The sequence below is a fragment of the Aeromonas sp. 603757 genome (assembly GCF_049171255.1).
Lineage (GTDB): Bacteria > Pseudomonadota > Gammaproteobacteria > Enterobacterales > Aeromonadaceae > Aeromonas > Aeromonas veronii_A.
In genome coordinates, this window is the sequence record NZ_JAAKOE010000018.1 from 25,861 (window position 1) to 45,224 (window position 19,364).

A 19,364-nucleotide genomic window follows, 5' to 3' on the forward strand; every position below is an offset into this window, starting at 1 on the left:
AGGCAGCTTATGGGACAGCAAAAACCGTTGGGCGGGGCCGGTCTGCGCGGCCAAAGCGCAGGGGAGACCAGCATCTGCACCGTGGGCAAGAGCGGCACCGGTCTTACCTATCGCGGTTACGACATCAAGGAGCTGGCCGACAGCGCCCAGTTCGAGGAGGTCGCCTATCTGCTGCTCAAGGGGGAGTTGCCCGGTGAGCAGCAGCTTGACGCCTACAAGCGCGAGCTGCGTCGCCTGCGCACCTTGCCCCAGCCGCTGTTGGAGGTACTGGAGCGCATTCCCGCCGATGCCCATCCCATGGATGTGCTGCGCACTGGCTGCTCCATGCTCGGCGATCTGGAGCCGGAAGATGGTTTCGAGCATGAGCATGAAGTGGCGGATCGGCTGCTGGCCGCCTTTCCGGGCATTCTGATCTACTGGTATAAGTTCAGCCATGAAGGTATTCGCATCGCCCTCGATACCGACGAGGAGTGTATCGGTGGCCATTTCCTCGCGCTGCTGCACCAGAAGGCGCCGAGCGAGCTGGAGCGGCGGGTGATGCATGTCTCCCTTATCCTCTACGCCGAGCATGAGTTCAACGCATCCACCTTTGCGGCGCGGGTTTGCGCCTCTACGCTCTCTGACATGTTCTCCTGCATCACCGCCGCCATCGGCACCTTGCGCGGCCCGCTCCACGGCGGTGCCAACGAGGCGGCCATGGCGATGATCGAACATTGGCAAGACGAGACGCAGGCAAGGCGCGAACTGCTGGCCAAGCTGGCGGCCAAGGAGAAGATCATGGGCTTTGGCCACGCCATCTACCGCACCTCGGATCCGCGCAACGTCATCATCAAGGAGTGGTCGGCCAAGCTGGCCGAAGCAGTGGGGGATGATCGCCTCTATCGCGTTTCCTGCGAGGCGGAGAAGGTAATGTGGGAGGAGAAAGAGCTCTTTCCCAACGCCGACTTCTTCCATGCCAGCGCCTATCACTACATGGGGATCCCGACCAAGCTGTTCACCCCCATCTTCGTCTGCTCGCGGGTCAGCGGCTGGTGCGCCCACGTGATGGAGCAGCGCGAGCACAACCGGATCATCCGCCCGAGCGCCGATTATGTCGGCCCGGCCCCCCGTCACTTTGTCTCTCTACAACAACGATAAGGAAGTCACGATGTCCGCCAACGTCGACGTCAACCACAGACCAGACCCTGATCAGGTGCTGGTCGATATTGCCGATTATGTCTGCAACCACCCCGTAACCTGCGAGGCGGCTCTCGACACCGCCCGCTACTGCCTGATGGACACCCTTGGCTGTGGCTTGCTGGCCCTGCGCTTCCCCGAGTGCACCAAACACCTTGGCCCCATCGTAGCCGGCACCCTAGTCCCCCATGGTGCCCGGGTGCCCGGTACCCAGCTCTGCCTCGATCCGGTCAAGGCAGCTTGGGACATCGGTGCCATCATCCGCTGGCTCGATTACAACGACACCTGGCTGGCCGCCGAGTGGGGTCACCCCTCCGATAATCTGGGCGGCATTCTCGCCACTGCCGATTGGCTCTCCCGTACTCGCGTGGCAGAGGGCAAGGCACCGCTCACCATGGCTGATGTGCTGGTGGCCATGGTCAAAGCCCACGAAATTCAGGGGGTGCTGGCGCTGGAGAACTCCTTCAATCGGGTCGGTCTCGATCACGTGGTGCTGGTCAAGGTCGCCAGTACCGCCGTGGTGACTCATATGCTGGGGGGCACCCGCGATCAAGTGATCGATGCGGTCTCCCAGGCCTGGGTCGATGGCCAGAGCCTGCGTACCTACCGCCATGCCCCCAATGCGGGGTCGCGCAAGAGCTGGGCAGCGGGGGATGCCACCTCTCGCGCAGTGCGCCTCGCCCTTATCACCATGAGCGGCGAGATGGGCTATCCCGGCGTGCTGAGCGCCCCCAAGTGGGGTTTCTACGACGTGCTGTTCAAGGGCAACCAGTTCGCCCTGCATCAGGGGTACGGCAGCTATGTGATGGAGAACGTGCTGTTCAAGATCTCCTATCCCGCCGAGTTCCATGCCCAGACTGCAGTGGAGTGCGCCATGAAGCTGCATGGGCAGGTGAAGGGACGGCTGGAGGAGATCGACCGTATCGAGCTCACCACCCATGAGTCGGCCATTCGTATCATCAGCAAGGTGGGTGCCCTCAACAACCCGGCCGATCGGGATCACTGCCTGCAGTACATGGTGGCGGTGCCACTCATCTTCGGTCGCCTGATCGCCGAGGATTACGAGGACGATGTTGCCGCCGATCCCCGCATCGACGCGCTGCGTAGCAAGATGGTGGTGCAGGAGGACAAACGCTACAGCCGCGAATATTTGGAGGCGGACAAGCGCTCCATTGCCAACGCCATCCAGATCTTCTTCAAGGACGGCACTCACACCGCCAAGGTGGAGGTGGAGTACCCGGTCGGCCATCGTCGCCGTCGGGAGGAGGGGATCCCGCTGCTGGTGGAGAAATTCCAGCACAATCTGGCCACACGCTTCCCGGCCAAACGGGTCAACGACATTCTGGCCCTCTGTCAGGATGGGCCGCGCCTTGCCGCCACCCCGGTACATGCCTTTATGGATCTGTTGGTGATCTGACCGATATCTACAGGCAAACAGCGATAAACGAAAAGCGGGCCCATCGGCCCGCTTTGTTATTCCGGCGGCTGATCCCTAGATAAGCCTTACCCCAGCGCACTGCTGTCGCCGTTAAAGAGCGCCGTCATGATGGCCGTCTCGCGACTGGCGATGGTCTCGAGAAATTCGTTGGCACGTCCCATCTGATGACACACCTGATAACCACGCTCGACAAAAGAGAAGAGCTCGCCAAGCCCCGCCAGATGGGCGGGCCCTGACACCAGCTTGAGGGTCGCCCCCAGCAGCGGCTTTCTCGCCAGTCTGTCCAGCGTCATGCCAAGCTCGCTCACCAACGCAATCTGATGCTCCCGGCGCGCCTGCTCGCCTACGGCACGATAGGCGATGGTGTAGTGGTCCGGCGTGATGGGAGCTATGCCATCAATGCGCCGCAGCGCCACCACCATCAGGTAATCCAGCTCTTCGGAGAGAGCGTCGAGCTCGATCGCCTGCGCCAGCACCTTGAGGCCGGACTCCGGCAACAGCCGTTCGGCGGTCGGCATCACCCGCATCACGTCCGCATCGCGGCGGGCGCAATCCCCCGGGCCATAGAGGTCGGTCAGGAAAAACTCGGCGGCGGGGCCGTAGCGGTCACTCTCCAGCAGATCACGATGGGTTCGCCCCAACCGGTCGGCCTGCCACTGGCGTAGCCGATCCCGATCCTGCTGATCTTCCGGGTGGGCACGCATCTGCTCGCGCAAGGCTGCAACCCGCTTGAGCTGGCGGTAGAGCCGACCCAGGGTGCTATCGTCGTCGTGGGCATGTTCTTGATGCGTCATCTACAGCTCTCTGGCCTTGGGCCCATTGATGGGGATTCGGTGATACGAAGATACAAATGAATGAAAAATAAGCAGCTTTTGCTGACCGTTCCGTGACAAGTGTAGCGCGCACGGGGGAGGGAATAAATGCCATGCCCCGCTGATGGCCTGCATCCCTCTCGACTCTGTTAAGTGAGTCCCATTTATGTGAACCATCCTTTCATTTGTTGTGAACATGTGTTTAATATCAATAACTAACTTATGACCCAGAGTAACGACCATGTTCTTCAACTCGCTCGCTGGCAGCAGCGCACTCTCTACCATCCAGATCAGCCGTCAGCATCCGCTGGGATTGGCCGCCGCTCGGATCGCGGCCGAAGCCATCGCTGCGGACATGAGCGAGAGCTATCAACTCGATTGCGAATGGGCGGATGAAGAGGAGACCGAGCTTCGTTTTCGCGGCTCAGGGGTACATGGCACTCTCACCCTGGACGAAGATACCTTGGAACTGGAAGTGCATCTTGGTTTGATGCTGTTGCCAGTACGCAGTGTACTGGAGCAAGAGATCCTCGATTATGTCGACAATCGCTTACCTTGCCCCAAACGTGTTTGAAACTCTTCGTTGCACTGGTTTTAAATAAATCAGCTGTAAACGATGGCTGTTTGAAATAAGTTGGTAAGCCATATGGTTTGTCAGATTTATTCTCCAGCGAGGTCTCGATTCTATTTTGCAAGTAATCTTTCATCTTTATTTCATATTTCGAGTCGGCACTCATTAATGTCATTCTGATTGCATCAAGTCTTCATCCGGATATGAAGACAGGAGCAATTTGCCGCCTCGGTAAATTCATTTTGTAGGGAAACAACCATGCCACTGAGTGAATTTATCTCCTGCGTCGATACCGCCTGGTTACGCATGGACAGACCCAACAACCTGATGCAGATCATCGGTGTCCTGATGTTTGAAGGGGAGCTTGATGAAGCGCGTCTGCGGGCCGGATTGCGCCATACCATTTCGGTGCAACCCCGCTTCCACCAGCGGGCCGTGCTGGAGGGGGGCTCCTACTACTGGCGTCATGATCCCGATTTCGATCTCGATCAGCACCTCAAGCGAGTGATCCTGCCGGGTGAAGCGGGCAAGCTGGAGCTGGAGAAGCTGGTGGCCGATCTCGCCTCGACGCCGCTCAACCACCAGCGCCCCCTGTGGGATATGCACCTGACCGACACGTCGCTGGGTGGGCAAGCGCTGGTGGTGCGCATTCACCACGCCATGGGCGATGGTTTCTCGCTGGTGCGGGCCATGCTGACCATGATGGATAACACACCGGAAGGGGCGCCGCGACCACCGTCATCGGAGCCACTGGATGACAGCGATGACGAGGATGATGAGGATTGCCACCAGGGCAGCCGTCTGGTGCGGGCCGGCCTCAAGCTGACCGGTAGCCTCTGGTCCAAATATGTCGAAGTGGTCACCCATCCCACCAAGGCGGTGGATTACCTCAAGACCGGGCGGGATGTGGCGAGCGAGCTGTGCAATATCGCCACCCTCGGTGATGATTCACCCTGCCGCCTGCGTGGCAAGACTACCAGCACCAAGCGGGTGGCCTGGTCGGAGCAAATTGATCTGCCGGATATCAAGGCGGTGGGCAAGGTACTGGGCTGCTCGGTCAACGATCTGCTGATCGCCGCCACCGCAGGGGCGTTTCGCCACTACCTGCAGGAGAAGGGGGATGATGCCAACAAGGTCAAGATCCGCGCCCTGGTGCCAGTCAATATGCGTGCACCGGACGATGAGGGGGCACTTGGCAACCGCTTCGGGCTGGTGGCCCTGGACTTGCCACTGGATGTTGAACACCCGTTGCAGCGGCTCTATACCGTACGTGACCGGATGCAGGCGCTGCGCACATCTCTACAACCCGTGGTGGTGCTCAACCTGTTACATGCCCTTGGCATGGCCCCCAATGCGGTGCAGCAGCAGGCCGTCGAGCTGCTCACGGCCAAGGCCAGCGCGGTGATCACCAACGTGCCCGGCCCGCAGCAGACCCTCTATCTGGCCGGCGCAAGACTGCGTCAGCCGCTGTTCTGGGTGCCGCAATCGGGGGATATCGGCGTCGGCGTCTCCATCCTCTCTTACGATCACAAGGTGCAACTGGGCCTTATCACAGACAAGAAGCTGGTGCCGGACCCTGATCAGGTTGTCGACCGCTTCGCCGTGGAGTTCGAGCAACTGCTGTTGCTGGTGCTGATGGAGCCGGAGCTGTTGTTTGACCCCAACGGACTGGATGCGCTGCTCGGTTGATCGTGCATTTGATAGACCGGTGGCGGCGTAGCCAACCGGTCAGCTCCCATCATAAAAGAGGCCAACCCGTGGGTTGGCCTCTTGTTTTGCTACCTCTTAGTGGCAGGAGTGACGGTTAATCCTCCAGCTCTTCGCGCGCCGCCTCCACATCGAGGCGCTCCATGGCATCCATGGGTTCGCACTCGGCCGCTTCGGCATAGAGGGCTTCGGCGGCTTTCAGGCGGCTCTTGCCGTGCAGCATCACCTGAGCGTTGGCGTACTCCATGCGGGCGATAGCCGAGTCGGGGATCAGCGCCAGCGCCTCCTTGAAGTGACGCTCGGACTCCTCCTTCTTGGCGCCATAGGTGAGGCCGCCGATCATGGCCCCCAACTTGTCGACGATCTCGGCGTGCCATGCGCCAAAGGCGATATGGGCTTCGGCGTGGTCGGGTTCGATCTCCAGCGCCTTTTCCAGGCTTGCCTTGATCTTGTCGCCAATGCCCTGAGAGAGGGCTTTGGAGATGGAGATCACCTGGCTGTAACGGCCAAGGGCCAGAGCATGGAAGTACCAGGCGTTGGCATTGTCAGGCTGGCGTTTTTGCAGCTTCTCGGCATGGCTGGCCGCCCGCTCGAAGGCGGCACGCTTGGCATACTTGTCCTCCAGCAGGTAGCTGGCGTGAATCACCAGCGCCTTGTTCGCCACATTGAGACCCGCCTCACCGGCCGCTTCGCCAAGGGCGACGGCCTGGGCAAACTCCCCGGCGTGATAGGCCCGCCAGGCATCCTGTACCTGCTCATCTTCCGGCCATGGCTCGGCATCCCCCTGATGGAGACGTTCCCAGTTATCGGCCAGCTTCTGGCCAGCATAGTCATAGGCCGCATCCGCGTAGGGGAAGGGGACAAATTCGAGTTGTGAGGTGGTCATGCTTGTTCTCCCTGTAGCATTTGAGTCAAACCTTTTCGGTGTAGTGGTGGGCGAGAGCGCCCAGATGAACACGGGCATCGTCCCGCAGATAGGGGGCGACCAGCTGCATCACCTGAAAGACGCCCAGTGCAATATCGGCGTCGCTCCGGGGGTGCAGTGCCCGCTGGTACGAGATCCAGAATGTGCCCACCAGCGCCACGTTGGCAGCCAGTGAACGCAGCTGTTGGGGGCTTCCCTCCATCAGGCCGACCGTCTGCAGGTGAGTGCAGATGGTGATGGCTGTCTGCTCCTTGCGGCGCAGCAGGGCGGAGAAGCGCTGCTCGACCCGATGGTAGCCATTCATCAGGGTGGAGATATCGTAGTAGAAGAAACGGTATTTCCAGATGGCTTCAAACATCAGGTGGAGGAAGAGCCAGATATCCTCGGGCTCATCGGATGGGGCGCTGACTGCATCCAGCAAGCGCTCCATCTCCTGCTCGAACTCGTCGAACAGGGCATTGACGATCTCCTCCTTGTTGTGGAAGTGGTAGTAGAGATTTCCCTGGCTTATCTCCATCTCGGCCGCAATGGCCGAGGTGGTAACGCTGGGTTCGCCCAGCAGATTGAAGCGGGCGAGGGCAGTGGTCAGGATCCGTTCCCGGGTACGGCGTTTGGGCTTGCGATCCATGCTACTCCTTCACGTGTGGACGACGTACGCCACGGCAATAACGCCTGGCGAGCCAGTGTTGCAGCTGTTCCAGCGACTTGTCGAGGGCCGCGACCGAGCCGCTACTGGGGGCCAGCAGGGTGCGGTCGGGGTCGGCGAGCGCCTTCAGATTGAGCTCGAAGCCATGCTTGGCCAGGATGGGGGCAAGCTCGTGGCGACGCTGCCAGAGATCGCGACGGGTGTGCTGGAAGGCGTGTTCGCACAGGCGACGACGATCCCGATAGCTGAACACATTGGTAAAAAACATCTCGCCATCGGCGGGGGATGGTTCAAACAGCAGTGCATCGGCATTGGGGTATTGATGGCGATAGCGATCCATCCCCACATGCATCCGCGAGTGGATGATGGCGCGGAAGGTCTGGGCCAGCACCACAGGCAAACCGCTATCCACCAGATTGGTGGGCTCTCCGGGCGCCATACCTGCATCGAAGGGCACCAGCGGATTGATGCAGAAGACCAGATCTGCCCCCTCCTGCAGCGCCACCGAGGCGTGCAGGGTCTTGATCAGGGCGCCATCGACATAGTAACGGCCATTGATCAAGGAGGGAGGAAAGAGGCCGGGCAGGGCCGCAGAGGCCTGCACGGCCGCCGAAATGGGCACATCGTCGAGCCCCGGCCCGCCAAAGGCGACCGGATGGCCGGTATCCAGCTCGGTCGCCACCACGAACAGACGGCGGTTTAGCTGGCGAAAATCGTTGCTGCGACCGGGACGGGAGAAGAACTGGGTCAAGATGCGATCCACCCCGCGATTGTCGAACAGCCCGGTCGGGATCGCCCTGGAGAGACCTTGCAGCGATTCAAACAGGCTGCGTTTCCAGGGGGCAGCCAGATAGCGCATCAGGCACTCCAGCGCCAGAGGCGGGATGGAGCCGAGTCGCAAAGCGTATTCACGAAAGGCGGGACGCAGCAATGTGGCGGGATCAAACATCTCGCCGGAGTCGTCGCTGAGCAGTATGCGCACCAGCTTTTCTGCCGAGATGCCGTTGGCCAGCGCCGATGCCACCACGGCACCCGAGCTGACGCCGACATAAATATCGGCATGTTCAAGGCGCAGGCCGCTGATGCTGTCGGAGAGGGCGGCGCAGGCACCGATCTCGTAGATGCCACCGAGCGGCCCGCCACCGGCAAGGGCGATTGCTACCGTACTCATAGAGCCTCCTCCCTATCCATAGAAAACCGGCCCAGCGCTGGGCATGGGCCGGTGATGCTCACTCTTTGCCATCGAGACGGATTACGGCAGAACGCTCTCGGCCTTGGCCTTCACCTCTTTGACTGCATCTTCTGCAGCGGAGAGGAGGTCAGCAGCCTGCTCAACCACAGCCTCTTTAGCCTTAGCGACCGGCGCCTTCTTTACCGGAGCTTTCTTGACCGGCGCTTTCTTCGGGGCTGCCGGTTTGGCTTCAGCGGCCGGAGCCTCTTCGTCCTGGGCATCCAGCAACTGCTGCACCACTTCGGTCAGCTCGGCCATACGCTTGGAGAGCTTGTCGATGTCCTTGCGAGTCGGGATACCGAGACTGGCTACAGCGCGGGCAACGCGATCCTCGAACACCTGCTCCAGACGGCCCCAGGTACCGGCAGTCTTGTCAGCTACCGCAGCAATCTTCTCGTCAGCGCTTTGACGGGTTTTGGCTTGCAGCGCTTCACCTTCCTGCACCAGCGCTTCAAAAATCTTGCCGCCCTCTTCCTGCGCCTTGGCATAGGCGCCCAAGCCGGCCAACCAGATCTGCTGGGTGGACTCTTTGATGGTGGAGGTGAGTTGGTTGTCGGTCACTGAACCTGCCAGCGCTTTAAGTTTTTTAGCCATGATCTTCTCCTTGAATAACGACAGATAAATGTAATGGCGACAACGAAACTGCAATCGGGTTGTGGCATTACTGATTTTTCAACTTCAGTCTAGGGACAAAAAATAGAGGGTTCTACCTAATAACGGAACAGGCACACCACCGAAATTAGGGTTTGCTCACGAACCGACAATCAAATTGCGGATTTCCATATGAATCGTGATATATCTAACAACCTAGTAACACCCTAATCAGTAGCAGGATTATCTTTATGAACTATTTCATTACCGGCGGTAGTGGTTTTATCGGGCGTCGATTGATCAAAAAGCTATTCCAACAACATCCCGACTGTACCGTCTATTTTCTGATGCGCTCTTCTCATCAGGAAAAATTGCCAGAGCTGTTCTCATTCTGGAATGTGGATGAATCGCGCGCGGTCCCGGTTTTTGGCGACATGACGCAACCGCTGCTGGGGGTATCGGTCGAGATACAGGAGCAGTTGATCGGCAAGATCGACCACTTCTTCCATCTGGCTGCCATCTATGATCTCAACGCCAAGGCGGGGATCCAGCAACAGGTCAACACCGAAGGAACCCGCCAGTCCGTGCAGCTGGCCGAACGGCTCGCGGCCCGCCAGTTCCACCACTGCAGCTCTATTGCTGCTGCCGGTCTCTTTGATGGTCTGTTTCGCGAGGATATGTTCGATGAAGCCGAACACCTCGACATGCCTTATTTCCAGACCAAGCACGAAGCGGAAGGGATTGTGCGCAACGAGTGCACCATTGCGTGGCGGGTCTACCGCCCGGGCATCGTTGTCGGTGACTCCAATACCGGCGAGATGGACAAGATCGACGGCCCTTACTACTTCTTCAAGACCATCCAGAAGCTGCGCCGTCTGCTGCCGCCCTGGATGCCGGCCATCGGGGTTGAGGGCGGGCGCATCAACATAGTGCCGGTCAACTTTGTGGTCGATGCCATGGTGCATATCGCCCATCAGGAGGGAGAGGAGAACAAAACCTTCCATCTGACCGACCCCAACCCGATGCGGGTTGGCGATATGCTGAGCACCTTCTCCCGAGCCGCCCATGCGCCGGAGCCCGCGATCCGCATCAACGCCTCTCTCTTTAACTTCATTCCCCGCCACCTGACCGCCATGCTGATGACCATGGCGCCGGTGCGCCGCATTCGCGATGCCGCCATCGCCGATCTGGGTCTGCCCAAGGATGTGTTCCGTCTTATCAGCTATCCCACCCGTTTCGACAGTCGCGAAACCCAACGGGTACTGAAAGGGACCGGTATCGAAGTGCCGCCGCTGCACAGCTACGCCTGGCGGCTGTGGGATTACTGGGAGCGCCACCTTGACCCGGAGCTCTTCATCGATCGCTCTCTGCGTGGTCGGGTAGAGGGCAAGGTGGTGCTGGTGACCGGGGCCACCTCCGGCATTGGCCGTGCAACCGCACGCAAGCTGGCGGGGGCGGGGGCCAATGTCGTTACCATCGCCCGCGACGAGCAGAAGATTGCCGAGACTAAAGCCGAGTTTGCCGAGCTGGGGCTGACCATCGAGATCTATCAGGGGGATCTCTCCAATCTGGCGCAGGCCGAGGAGATCACCGCTCGCATCGTGGCCGATCACGGCGGCGTCGATATTCTGGTCAACAATGCCGGCCGCTCCATCCGCCGCTCCATTGAGGACTCCTTCGATCGCTTCCACGATCTTGAACGTACCATGCAGCTCAACTACTTCGGCGCGCTCAAGGTGATCATGGGGGTGCTGCCCACCATGATCGAGAAGAAGAAAGGCCACATCATCAACATCTCCTCCATCGGGGTGTTGACCAATGCACCGCGCTTCTCCGCCTATGTTGCCTCCAAATCTGCCCTCGATGCCTGGGTGCGTACCGCCGCCTCCGAGTTTGCCGACAAAGGGGTGAGCTTCTCCATCATCAATATGCCGCTGGTGAAAACGCCGATGGTCGCACCGACCAAGGTCTATGAGCAGGTACCGATGATGACGCCGGAAGAAGCGGCCGATCTGGTATGCGATACCATCATCAACAAGCACGTTCGTCTGGCCACTCGCCTCGGGGTATTTGGCCAGGTGGTTCACGCTCTGGCTCCGCGCGTCGCCCAGGTCATCATGAACACCAGCTTCCGCACCTTTGCCGATCCCAAGGATGGCGACAAGTCCAAGGCCACAGCCGATCAGGTTGCCGTCTCGACCCTGATCAAGGGGATACACTTCTAACCGGGTGATGGGATAAAGAGATCAACAGGGGCCTGAGCAATCAGGCCCCTGTTTTATTTGGAATAACAGTTGAAGAACGAATAAGGCGGGTCAGACTCGGGACAGCAGATCAAGCAGCAGATCAGTCGTGCGACGGGAGTAGAGCAGAGAGAGATGGCCAATGGCAGGCAACTCGATATCTTCCATTCCCGCCAATCGTTGCCGCTCCTGCGGCATCACCACATTGTCGTGACTGGTGCGCACCGAGATGCCGGGCACGCAAAGCGGCACAGAGGCAAAACGCTGCAACCAGCCGGAACCGGGCTCCATCTCGCGGGCATTGGCCCCAAGCCCTAGGGCGGCAAGCTGACTCCCCTGATGAGGCGTAGCCAGAGTGATCAGGCGCACGACCTTGTCACCACCATGGATAGCCAGATAGTCGCGGCAGACCAGCCCCCCCATGCTGTGACCGACCAGCACCAGCTTGTCAGCCCGGGTCTGCGCCAGCACATCGTCAATCCGGGTGGCCAACAGCGGCACCATCTCATCGATATGACCAAATGGAGGCATCAGGGTAATGGTGGCAACCACATGGCCTGCGGCCTCCAGTCGGGCGCGCTGGGTGCGCCAGATCCCGCGACTACAACCGTAACCATGTACCAACAATACGGGACGCTGGCACGGACGCAGCCGATCGGGTGCCATCAGCAAAGGCTCGAACGGTAGCAACAAGGTGAAGGTGTAGAGGTAGGCCAGCATCTCCTGCGTCATCATCTTCACCCTGCGCCAGGGGCCGATAGCCGGGGAGGGGTAGAAGCGGGTAAACAGCCAGCTGCCGAGCACCACCAGACAGCGCAACCCAAGCAGGGCAAACACTACAAACAGCAGGGTCAGCAACCAGGGGAGTCCCACGACCAAGTGGGCGATACTCCCGAGGAGCAGCACCTCTACCATCAGCAGGATAAACAGGTGTCGTACGATCGTCATAAGGCCATGATCCGACCAGTCAGGCGTGGAAGTCAAATGGCACTTTGAGACAGCTTGATCCAGCGCGGCTTTTGTCGCTAACCCCCGGCGAACTCTTTTCCGGTGAGGTTATTTGCAATACTGTATATCCATACATATACTCTATCCATCATCACCAAGAGGAGGCCATCATGGCTGTCGAGATCAAATATGTGGTTGTTCGTGGGGGAGTTGAAAAAATGACCTTTGCCAGCAAAAAAGAGGCCGATGCCTATGACAAGCTGCTGGATACGGCCGATGAGTTGATGACCCTGTTGGCTGGCGCCCCGATCGAGCTGGCCCCAGAGCAGCAAGAGAGTCTGGCATTCTACCTGGCAGAGCAGCGTGATGTGCTGCAAACCCTGCTGCGCGGCGGCAAGGTTCAGGCAGGCACGAAAGAGGAAGAGGCCCCAGCAGCCAAGCGCAAGGAGAAGCCACTAAAGCAGGTGGCCTGATTGCACAGACCTTATTTCTCGGGATAAACAGCTCGCAGTATTCACTTTATTTGCATTTAAAACCATTTTTACGGCTATTTACCCCGAGAATTTTTTAACCATGCTGCATATCCTATGCATAACTGAATAGCGTGCACCACTGAGCGACATCAGCCAGATCTATGAGGAAATAATGAGCAAACAGTGGAGAGAACGTTATCCAGATCGCTCCCGGTTACTTTAATCAGCAACAACAAGAGGCAGTACCAATCCCAATAGAAGCCGCATTCATCTATCACGAGCCCTTTTCTATCGTCTCGGCTCACAGGCTCATATCGACTCATCTCAGCATCAATAAGTATCACCATGACTCAACAACCATTATCCTTGCCGCCGGCCATGCCGCTGTTTGACAGCCTTATCTATCTGGAAGCTGGCAATCCGCAGGTCAATCAGTACCTTGCCAACCTCAGCCTCAATGATGTGCCCGATGCCGGGCTGGTTTACGAACTGGCGGTCGATTGGCTGCTAGAGCAGCGCAACAGCGAAAACAACTACAAAACCTATCGCAGCGAACTGACCACTTTTTTACACTGGTGCTTTCGCGAGGCGGCCATCAGCCCGAAAGATCTCACTCGCCGCATCATGATCCGCTATCTCGACTACTGTCAGTCGCCCCCTGACGAGTTGATCGCCTATCGCAACGTAGCGCAGTTCATCCTCGACAAGGAGTGGGGAGAGCGGTTGCCCAATCCGCAATGGCGACCGTTTCTCGGCAAGCGGGAGCTGGGCCGCACCTTGCCCTATCGTCTTAGCGAGCAGGCGATGAAGACCAAGCTCGCCATCCTGTCGGCCTTCTTCCAGTTCCTGATCCAGGAGGAGTACATGGACAGGAATCCCGCTCTGCTGCTGCGGGTCAAACGGCCGCAACAGCAGGAGGCCGATGATCAGGTTCAGGCCTTCAGCGAATTGCAGTGGTCATACGTGATGCAGGCCGCCGATACCCTTGCCAACGACCATCCGGAGCAACACGAGCGCAGCCGTTTTCTCACCATTCTGATGTACGCCTGCTATCTGCGGATCTCTGAGGTTGCAGCCCGGCCGGGCTTTACCCCTGTGATGGGGCAGTTCAGGCGGGATCGCAAAACCGGCGTCTGGGGCTACTTTATTCCGCAAAGCAAGGGGGGCAAACGGCGTACCGTAGCGGTATCCCAAGCGCTGTTGGCGGCACTCGAACGCTACCGCCGTTTCCTCGGTCTCTCTCCCTTGCCGAGACCGGATGAACAGACACCACTGTTCGTTCGCCATAAAGCGGCAGCACATGGTCGCGATCAGGGGGAACTCAACGCCAACCTTGGAATTCGCCAGCTACGGGATTTGATCATGGTGATCATCGGTAAAGGCGCAGAATTGGCAGAGCAGGATGGATTTGTCCAGGATGCGGCCGAGATGCGGCAACTCTCTCCCCATGCGATCCGCCACACCGGGATCACCCATGACATCAACCTGCATGGTCGACCGCTTTCCCACGTACAAGCCGATGCAGGACATGACAGCATCGACACCACTTCGAAATACCTGCACACCAGCAACAGCGAACGACATGAGAGCGCGCAACAAAAACCGCTAGACAGATTGAGCCAACAAACGAGAGATAATCGTTCAAAGGGCGGGTGAGCATCGTGACCTAAAAAAGTGATTCATTAAGGTCTAATTCAAGCTGGTGCCGTTATTTTGTACTTCTCTGGATGGCAACCGGTTCAGGGAACAGCAGGGCTGTTAAGAACGAGCAGGTAGCCATCCGCGGGATCAATATTTATTCCGTATCAGAGAGAAAAATAACCAAATCGCTTGCTCAAACATCGAGACAACCCCCTATGCCGATAGACATCATCAAGAAGACCTACAAGATTGTCGGACAAGGCGATCTGATGGCGCAATTTACCCTTATCCCCTCAGGCACGTTGAATATCTGGTTTCCCGAAACAGGATTGCAGATGGAGGCACCCTGTAGCCAACTTCGTTTTGAAAATGACACCCTGCTCTATACCAACGGCATGCACTACAGCCAGGCGAGAGCATTCTGGTCGTTAACACTTCACTCTGTCGATATGAATGAACTGAAGAGGTTAATCATGGATATGTGCAGCAATGTCCACATATCCCATCCGCGAACGCCCATACCCAAACGCAAACATTGGCTAATAGCCTGATCAGCCGGAATGAAAGAACAAGACCCGTCTCGCAAAAGGCGGGTCTTTTTCATTCTCTCTGTGGAGTGCATCGAGGTCTAAAAAGGTGATTTGATGACTTATAAGAATGGTCATCATCGTGGGCTACCGAAAACACTCAGGAGCCAAACACAACATAACGAAAATATATAAATGGTTACGTTAAATGCACCATTATAAAAGTCACGAAAGCCAAGAGGGGAGGGAGCGCTTATTGCATCAAGGGCATTGGTGATCCAGCACTTTTGTAAGTGTTAACTATTCAACACGGGAAATTTGCATCTTTAGCATATTGAGTAAGGGCAGGGGATCTGTCCATCCATTAAGGCGACTACTTTAACCAGGTCAAGGCAGCCTCTAATAGTGGACTCTTGTCTCAAAATGGGACATTTGTGGTTTCAGAATATCGACTAAGGGGAGGGGGTATGTCTGATCATTGGGATGACTACTTCAACCAGGAAAAGGCACCGCCCGACTTCCTGGTTGAGCGAGTAGATGTTGTGGGCGAGGGGGCTTTGGCGGATCAGTTGGCCAAGTTGGCCGACCTCTACATTGCCAAACAGCAGGGGAACCGGATGGCAGGTCTTGCTGACTTGGGTGAGGATCTTCTTAAGCTGGCCGAGAGCGGCATTCGTGACGGTTCATCGTCATGTGCTGGATTGGTGAAGGAATTGTGCCGCAGAACCGGCTGAATAAAGCCTTGTTATCTCTCACAATGATGCCGATAAATGGGGTTATCGGCATTAGCCTTAACCTTGTCTGCTATCTTGGCTTGTTGCATCATACGAATCTCATTTTCTACTTAATGAAGGACTATATGGCAAGCAGGGACAAACGGGCTCAGCGCTCGAAACTCAAAGCCAAGCAGGCTAGAAAAGCGAAGCAGGCGTCCATAGCTCGACAATCAACTCATTACACATTAAACGATGACCAGATTCGTGTGTTTCAGTCATTGCCGCAACCAGACCCTTCATTTTCCTATGTAAAACCATTGATAGATGAAATGTACGCAGGGCTCTGTGCTGAGGGCCAAGAAGATGATGTGTTGGCCTTTGAGTTCATTGAGATCGTAACTCTCGCCGCTGCTTCTTATATCATCTGGTCAGAGAACAACCTGAGGTCATTCCAGCAAAGTCTCATTGCCACAATATCCGATGAGCTTGCTGATAATCCTCAGTTCATGCACGCATTGATGGGTTCTTTGCCGCCAATCTTCCTTGAAGACCTCAGTGTGATGAGCCAAGTCTTCGAGAACGCTAACGAACAGGGTGAAGTTTCTGAAGACTTTCTGAAGAAACTCAATTCACCGGCTATCAACTAATCCGACTCCAATTTCTCTGAACCCATATCTGGGCCCCAATCCATTTCACCTGGTGACGCGGCATTGGGGTCACAGTGTGCCAACAGTTCTTTCAGTGTGTAGCTCGGCTGGCCACGCAGTTTGGCACGAGCACGCTCCACATCATCAAACGCCGCAGTCAGCAGCGCCGGATCACCATCTTCAAGGGCTGCCTGCAGATAGGCAACCATATCGGCCTCAGTGGCCAAGCCGTCAGCCACATCAAAGCGGCTCCATTGCTCAGTTCTCTTCATTCAGTCCTCCTGCATCCGTCATTGCGCATAATGCATATTATGTTAAATCAATTATCTTGTTTCCTGTCACCACTTATTGAACTGTGTATAATGGCAACAATTGATCCTATCTTCGACCGGATGTCTTAAGTGGCTGAATTAACATCAGAACAATTAAAACCCGCTTTTGCGATTGAACAGTTCCCCAAGCTTAGCGAGCTTGAACCTATCCCCTTTGCTGCGCTGCAACCCAGAGCCATTTCCGGCATCAAACGTCTTGCCAGCTTTGATGGTGACTGTCCGGTCATGCTGCTCAACGGGTTCCCCGGCGCAGATTACGAAGGCGTTTGCCAAACGTTGATTGCCGACTCCAATGGCAAGGATGGTGACCTGTTTGATCTCTGCTACACCGAGAATCTGAACAACCCCTACAAGCCTATCTGGCTGCGCCTGCAACCAGGCACCGGCGTTGAGTTTTGCGAAATGGTTGGCGAGCTGCTCAAGCTGTTGAGCCACCATCTCGATGCCGAACGCATCGTGACCCGCATCATGCGCAAGCAGAACAATGATCCGAAAATCGATGATTTCCTCTCCGATCTGGCGGCTCACGTGGCATTGGGTCTGGAATTCCAGCACCCCATTCTGATCAACTTGCTGATCCACCACGAAGCGCAGGAAGCGCCGGTAATTTATGGCCGTGATCTCAACTGGGATACCCTGTTTGGCTCCATCAACTACCAGACCGAGCAAGGCTCTGTGTATGCTAACCAGCACCTGCTGGAGCCTGGCTTGCTGCGCGAAGCCAACGGCGGCTACCTCATTTTGCAACTGGACGAGCTGCTGGATCAGCCGCACCTCTGGTTCAAACTGAAAAATGCCATGCAAAAAGGCGAGCTGGACTGGAACGCCTATCAGGAAGGGAAAACCCTGACCCCCTTCTTCGCGCCTGAAGCGACCCCCATCAAGCTCAAGCTGATCCTGGTGGGTGACCGACTCGACGTGGCCGAGTTCCAGATGCTGGATCGGGATATGTCCGAGCGCATCTTCCTGCGCGCGGATCTGGTGTCAGAGGTGAATATTGAAGAGGATCTGCAGGAATTTCTGCAGTACCTGGCCTGGCTGCGCCAGCGCTGGAGCCTGCTGGACTTCACGCCAGCCGCCCTCGCCGCCATTTGTCGTCATGCCAGCCGCCTCTGTGACCATCAGGAGTGGCTGTCGCTCTCCGAAGTGCAACTCTCCGCCATCATGCGGATGGCTGACAGTCTGGCCCGGGAGCTGGAATCTGATGTGGTCACCGACGAGCATATTCGCGGCGCACTGGAAGAGCAGGATTACCGCCTCAACTATCTGGTTGAGCAGTCCGATCAGGGGGTTATCGACGGCCAGATCCTGCTGCAAACCGATGGCGAAGAGATTGGCCAGATCAACGGCCTGTCTGTCATTCAGGTCTCCGGTCACCCCTATGACTTCGGTGAACCGGTGCGCCTCACTGCTACCGTACACCTTGGTGATGGCGATGTGGCGGATATCGAGCGCAAAGCGGAGCTGGCCGGTCATATCCACGCCAAGGCGATGATGATTATCCACGGCTATCTCTCCAACAAATTTGGTGCAGAGAACCCCTCCCCCCTGTCGGCCAATCTGGTGTTCGAGCAGTCTTACCACGAAATTGATGGCGACAGTGCCTCCCTGACCGGCTTGTGTGCCCTACTCTCTGCCCTCGCCCGCCAGCCTATCTATCAGCACTTCGCCGTGACCGGTGCGGTCGATCAGTTTGGCAATGTGCAGGCCGTTGGTGGCGTCAACGAGAAGATTGAAGGCTTCTTCCGGGTGTGCAAAATCCACGGCATCACTGGCAAGCAAGGGATCATTTTGCCGGGCACCAACATCCAGCAGCTGAACCTCTCTGACGAGGTGATTGCAGCGGTTGAAGCGGGCCAGTTCCACATCCACCCGGTGGATCATGTGGAAGAGGCCATCGAGTTGCTGACTGGCTGTGTCGCCGGTGAGCCTGATATACCCGATACCCTGTTTGGCCGTATTCAGGAGCGGTTGGACGAGTTGAACGGCTCCACTGCCAAAGTCGGACTGCTGCAATCCCTGCTGGGGCGCCTGTTTGGCCGCTGATGAAGTGATCGGAGTTGTTTAGCGAACAACTGTAAGCTAAATTGGCCCGGATTTGACCCATTTGAAGGAAATACCGCGTGACCGTAGACAATACCACCATGGAAGCCCGCCTTTCCCTGTGCGAACAGGGCAAGAACTCTTTTACCCGTGAAGAGCTGCTGGCTTGCAGCCGTGGCGAACTGTTTGGTGAGGGTAACAGTCAGCTGCCTGCCCCCAACATGTTGATGATGGACCGCATCGTCAAGATCAATGACAACGGCGGCGAACACGGCAAGGGCGAGATCCTGGCTGAGCTCGACATTACTCCGGATCTCTGGTTCTTCGATTGCCACTTCCCGGGTGATCCTGTGATGCCTGGCTGTCTCGGTCTGGACGCCATGTGGCAGCTGGTTGGCTTCTTCCTTGGCTGGAAAGGTGGCCCCGGCAAGGGTCGTGCTCTGGGCGTGGGTGAAGTGAAATTCACCGGCCAGATCCTGCCGACTGCCAAGAAAGTGACCTACAAGATCACATTCAAGCGCGTCATCAACCGCAAGCTGGTGATGGGGATTGCTGATGGTGTGGTCGAAGTCGACGGTCGTCCGATCTACAGCGCCACCGACCTGAAAGTGGGCCTGTTCAAAGATACCACCGCATTCTGATCTCTCTGATTGGTGGTAAAACAGCATTAACGCAAAGGGGCCACAACGGCCCCTTT

General features: G+C 57.3%; 19 protein-coding genes. 12 read left to right on the forward strand and 7 right to left on the reverse strand.

Annotation, left to right across the window (positions count from 1 at the left end; translation table 11 throughout):
* The first annotated feature begins 9 nt into the window (after positions 1–9).
* A complete protein-coding gene (prpC, locus tag G5332_RS16120; RefSeq protein WP_213387216.1) occupies positions 10–1,137 on the forward strand; it encodes a bifunctional 2-methylcitrate synthase/citrate synthase in 1,128 nt (375 codons plus the stop codon).
* A 10-nt stretch (positions 1,138–1,147) separates the two neighbouring features.
* Entirely contained in the window at positions 1,148–2,593 is a 1,446-nt protein-coding gene (locus G5332_RS16125) for a bifunctional 2-methylcitrate dehydratase/aconitate hydratase (protein ID WP_421172893.1), read from the forward strand.
* An 86-nt stretch (positions 2,594–2,679) separates the two neighbouring features.
* Here G5332_RS16125 and G5332_RS16130 read toward each other — a convergent pair whose 3' ends face one another.
* Positions 2,680–3,408 (reverse strand): FFLEELY motif protein, encoded by a 729-nt coding sequence (locus G5332_RS16130; RefSeq protein ID WP_005333125.1) that lies wholly within the window; start codon positions 3,406–3,408, stop codon positions 2,680–2,682.
* 259 nt (positions 3,409–3,667) lie between these two features.
* Between G5332_RS16130 and G5332_RS16135 the strand changes: the two genes are divergently transcribed.
* Together G5332_RS16135 and G5332_RS16140 are read left to right on the forward strand one after the other, a co-directional pair.
* A complete protein-coding gene (locus G5332_RS16135; RefSeq protein ID WP_100645872.1) occupies positions 3,668–4,000 on the forward strand; it encodes a polyhydroxyalkanoic acid system family protein in 333 nt (110 codons plus the stop codon).
* 255 nt (positions 4,001–4,255) lie between these two features.
* Positions 4,256–5,686: a wax ester/triacylglycerol synthase family O-acyltransferase gene (locus G5332_RS16140; RefSeq protein ID WP_421172895.1), complete on the forward strand. Its 1,431-nt coding sequence runs from the start codon at positions 4,256–4,258 to the stop codon at positions 5,684–5,686.
* A 115-nt stretch (positions 5,687–5,801) separates the two neighbouring features.
* Here G5332_RS16140 and G5332_RS16145 read toward each other — a convergent pair whose 3' ends face one another.
* From G5332_RS16145 to G5332_RS16160, 4 genes are all read right to left on the reverse strand, one after another.
* The gene (locus tag G5332_RS16145; protein WP_421172896.1) at positions 5,802–6,590 is read right to left on the reverse strand and encodes a hypothetical protein; all 789 of its coding nucleotides are present in this window, start codon (positions 6,588–6,590) and stop codon (positions 5,802–5,804) included.
* 25 nt (positions 6,591–6,615) lie between these two features.
* Complete coding sequence (locus tag G5332_RS16150; protein WP_421172897.1) at positions 6,616–7,257, reverse strand: TetR/AcrR family transcriptional regulator; 642 nt, start codon at positions 7,255–7,257, stop codon at positions 6,616–6,618.
* 1 nt (position 7,258) lies between these two features.
* Positions 7,259–8,446, reverse strand: a complete 1,188-nt coding sequence (locus G5332_RS16155) for a patatin-like phospholipase family protein (RefSeq protein WP_421249816.1) — start codon at positions 8,444–8,446, stop codon at positions 7,259–7,261.
* An 81-nt stretch (positions 8,447–8,527) separates the two neighbouring features.
* Positions 8,528–9,100, reverse strand: coding sequence for a phasin family protein (locus G5332_RS16160; RefSeq protein WP_042030972.1), 573 nt, complete (start codon positions 9,098–9,100; stop codon positions 8,528–8,530).
* 248 nt (positions 9,101–9,348) lie between these two features.
* Between G5332_RS16160 and G5332_RS16165 the strand changes: the two genes are divergently transcribed.
* Positions 9,349–11,322, forward strand: coding sequence for an SDR family oxidoreductase (locus G5332_RS16165; RefSeq protein WP_421172899.1), 1,974 nt, complete (start codon positions 9,349–9,351; stop codon positions 11,320–11,322).
* A 90-nt stretch (positions 11,323–11,412) separates the two neighbouring features.
* Here the strand turns inward: G5332_RS16165 and G5332_RS16170 are convergent, their stop codons facing one another.
* Positions 11,413–12,288 (reverse strand): esterase/lipase family protein, encoded by an 876-nt coding sequence (locus G5332_RS16170; RefSeq protein ID WP_374807458.1) that lies wholly within the window; start codon positions 12,286–12,288, stop codon positions 11,413–11,415.
* A gap of 170 nt (positions 12,289–12,458) precedes the next feature.
* On the opposite strand from G5332_RS16170, the gene G5332_RS16175 reads away from it, so the two are divergent.
* From G5332_RS16175 to G5332_RS16195, 5 genes are all read left to right on the forward strand, one after another.
* Complete coding sequence (locus tag G5332_RS16175; RefSeq protein WP_005333111.1) at positions 12,459–12,761, forward strand: YebG family protein; 303 nt, start codon at positions 12,459–12,461, stop codon at positions 12,759–12,761.
* 378 nt (positions 12,762–13,139) lie between these two features.
* Positions 13,140–14,417, forward strand: coding sequence for a tyrosine-type recombinase/integrase (locus G5332_RS16180; protein WP_421311381.1), 1,278 nt, complete (start codon positions 13,140–13,142; stop codon positions 14,415–14,417).
* Between the two features lie 71 nt (positions 14,418–14,488).
* Positions 14,489–14,953: a hypothetical protein gene (locus G5332_RS16185; RefSeq protein WP_421172900.1), complete on the forward strand. Its 465-nt coding sequence runs from the start codon at positions 14,489–14,491 to the stop codon at positions 14,951–14,953.
* Between the two features lie 443 nt (positions 14,954–15,396).
* Complete coding sequence (locus G5332_RS16190; RefSeq protein WP_421172901.1) at positions 15,397–15,663, forward strand: hypothetical protein; 267 nt, start codon at positions 15,397–15,399, stop codon at positions 15,661–15,663.
* Entirely contained in the window at positions 15,621–16,292 is a 672-nt protein-coding gene (locus G5332_RS16195) for a hypothetical protein (RefSeq protein ID WP_421172902.1), read from the forward strand. The genes G5332_RS16190 and G5332_RS16195 overlap by 43 nt, the downstream gene beginning before the upstream one ends.
* Here G5332_RS16195 and G5332_RS16200 read toward each other — a convergent pair.
* Positions 16,289–16,564 (reverse strand): hypothetical protein, encoded by a 276-nt coding sequence (locus G5332_RS16200; protein ID WP_421172903.1) that lies wholly within the window; start codon positions 16,562–16,564, stop codon positions 16,289–16,291. The two genes, G5332_RS16195 and G5332_RS16200, sit on opposite strands and share 4 nt — an antisense overlap.
* Positions 16,565–16,693: 129 nt before the next feature.
* Between G5332_RS16200 and G5332_RS16205 the strand changes: the two genes are divergently transcribed.
* A complete protein-coding gene (locus G5332_RS16205; protein WP_421172904.1) occupies positions 16,694–18,670 on the forward strand; it encodes a Lon protease family protein in 1,977 nt (658 codons plus the stop codon).
* A gap of 98 nt (positions 18,671–18,768) precedes the next feature.
* The gene (gene fabA, locus G5332_RS16210; RefSeq protein WP_196783564.1) at positions 18,769–19,308 is read left to right on the forward strand and encodes a 3-hydroxyacyl-[acyl-carrier-protein] dehydratase FabA; all 540 of its coding nucleotides are present in this window, start codon (positions 18,769–18,771) and stop codon (positions 19,306–19,308) included.
* Positions 19,309–19,364: the final 56 nt, after the last annotated feature.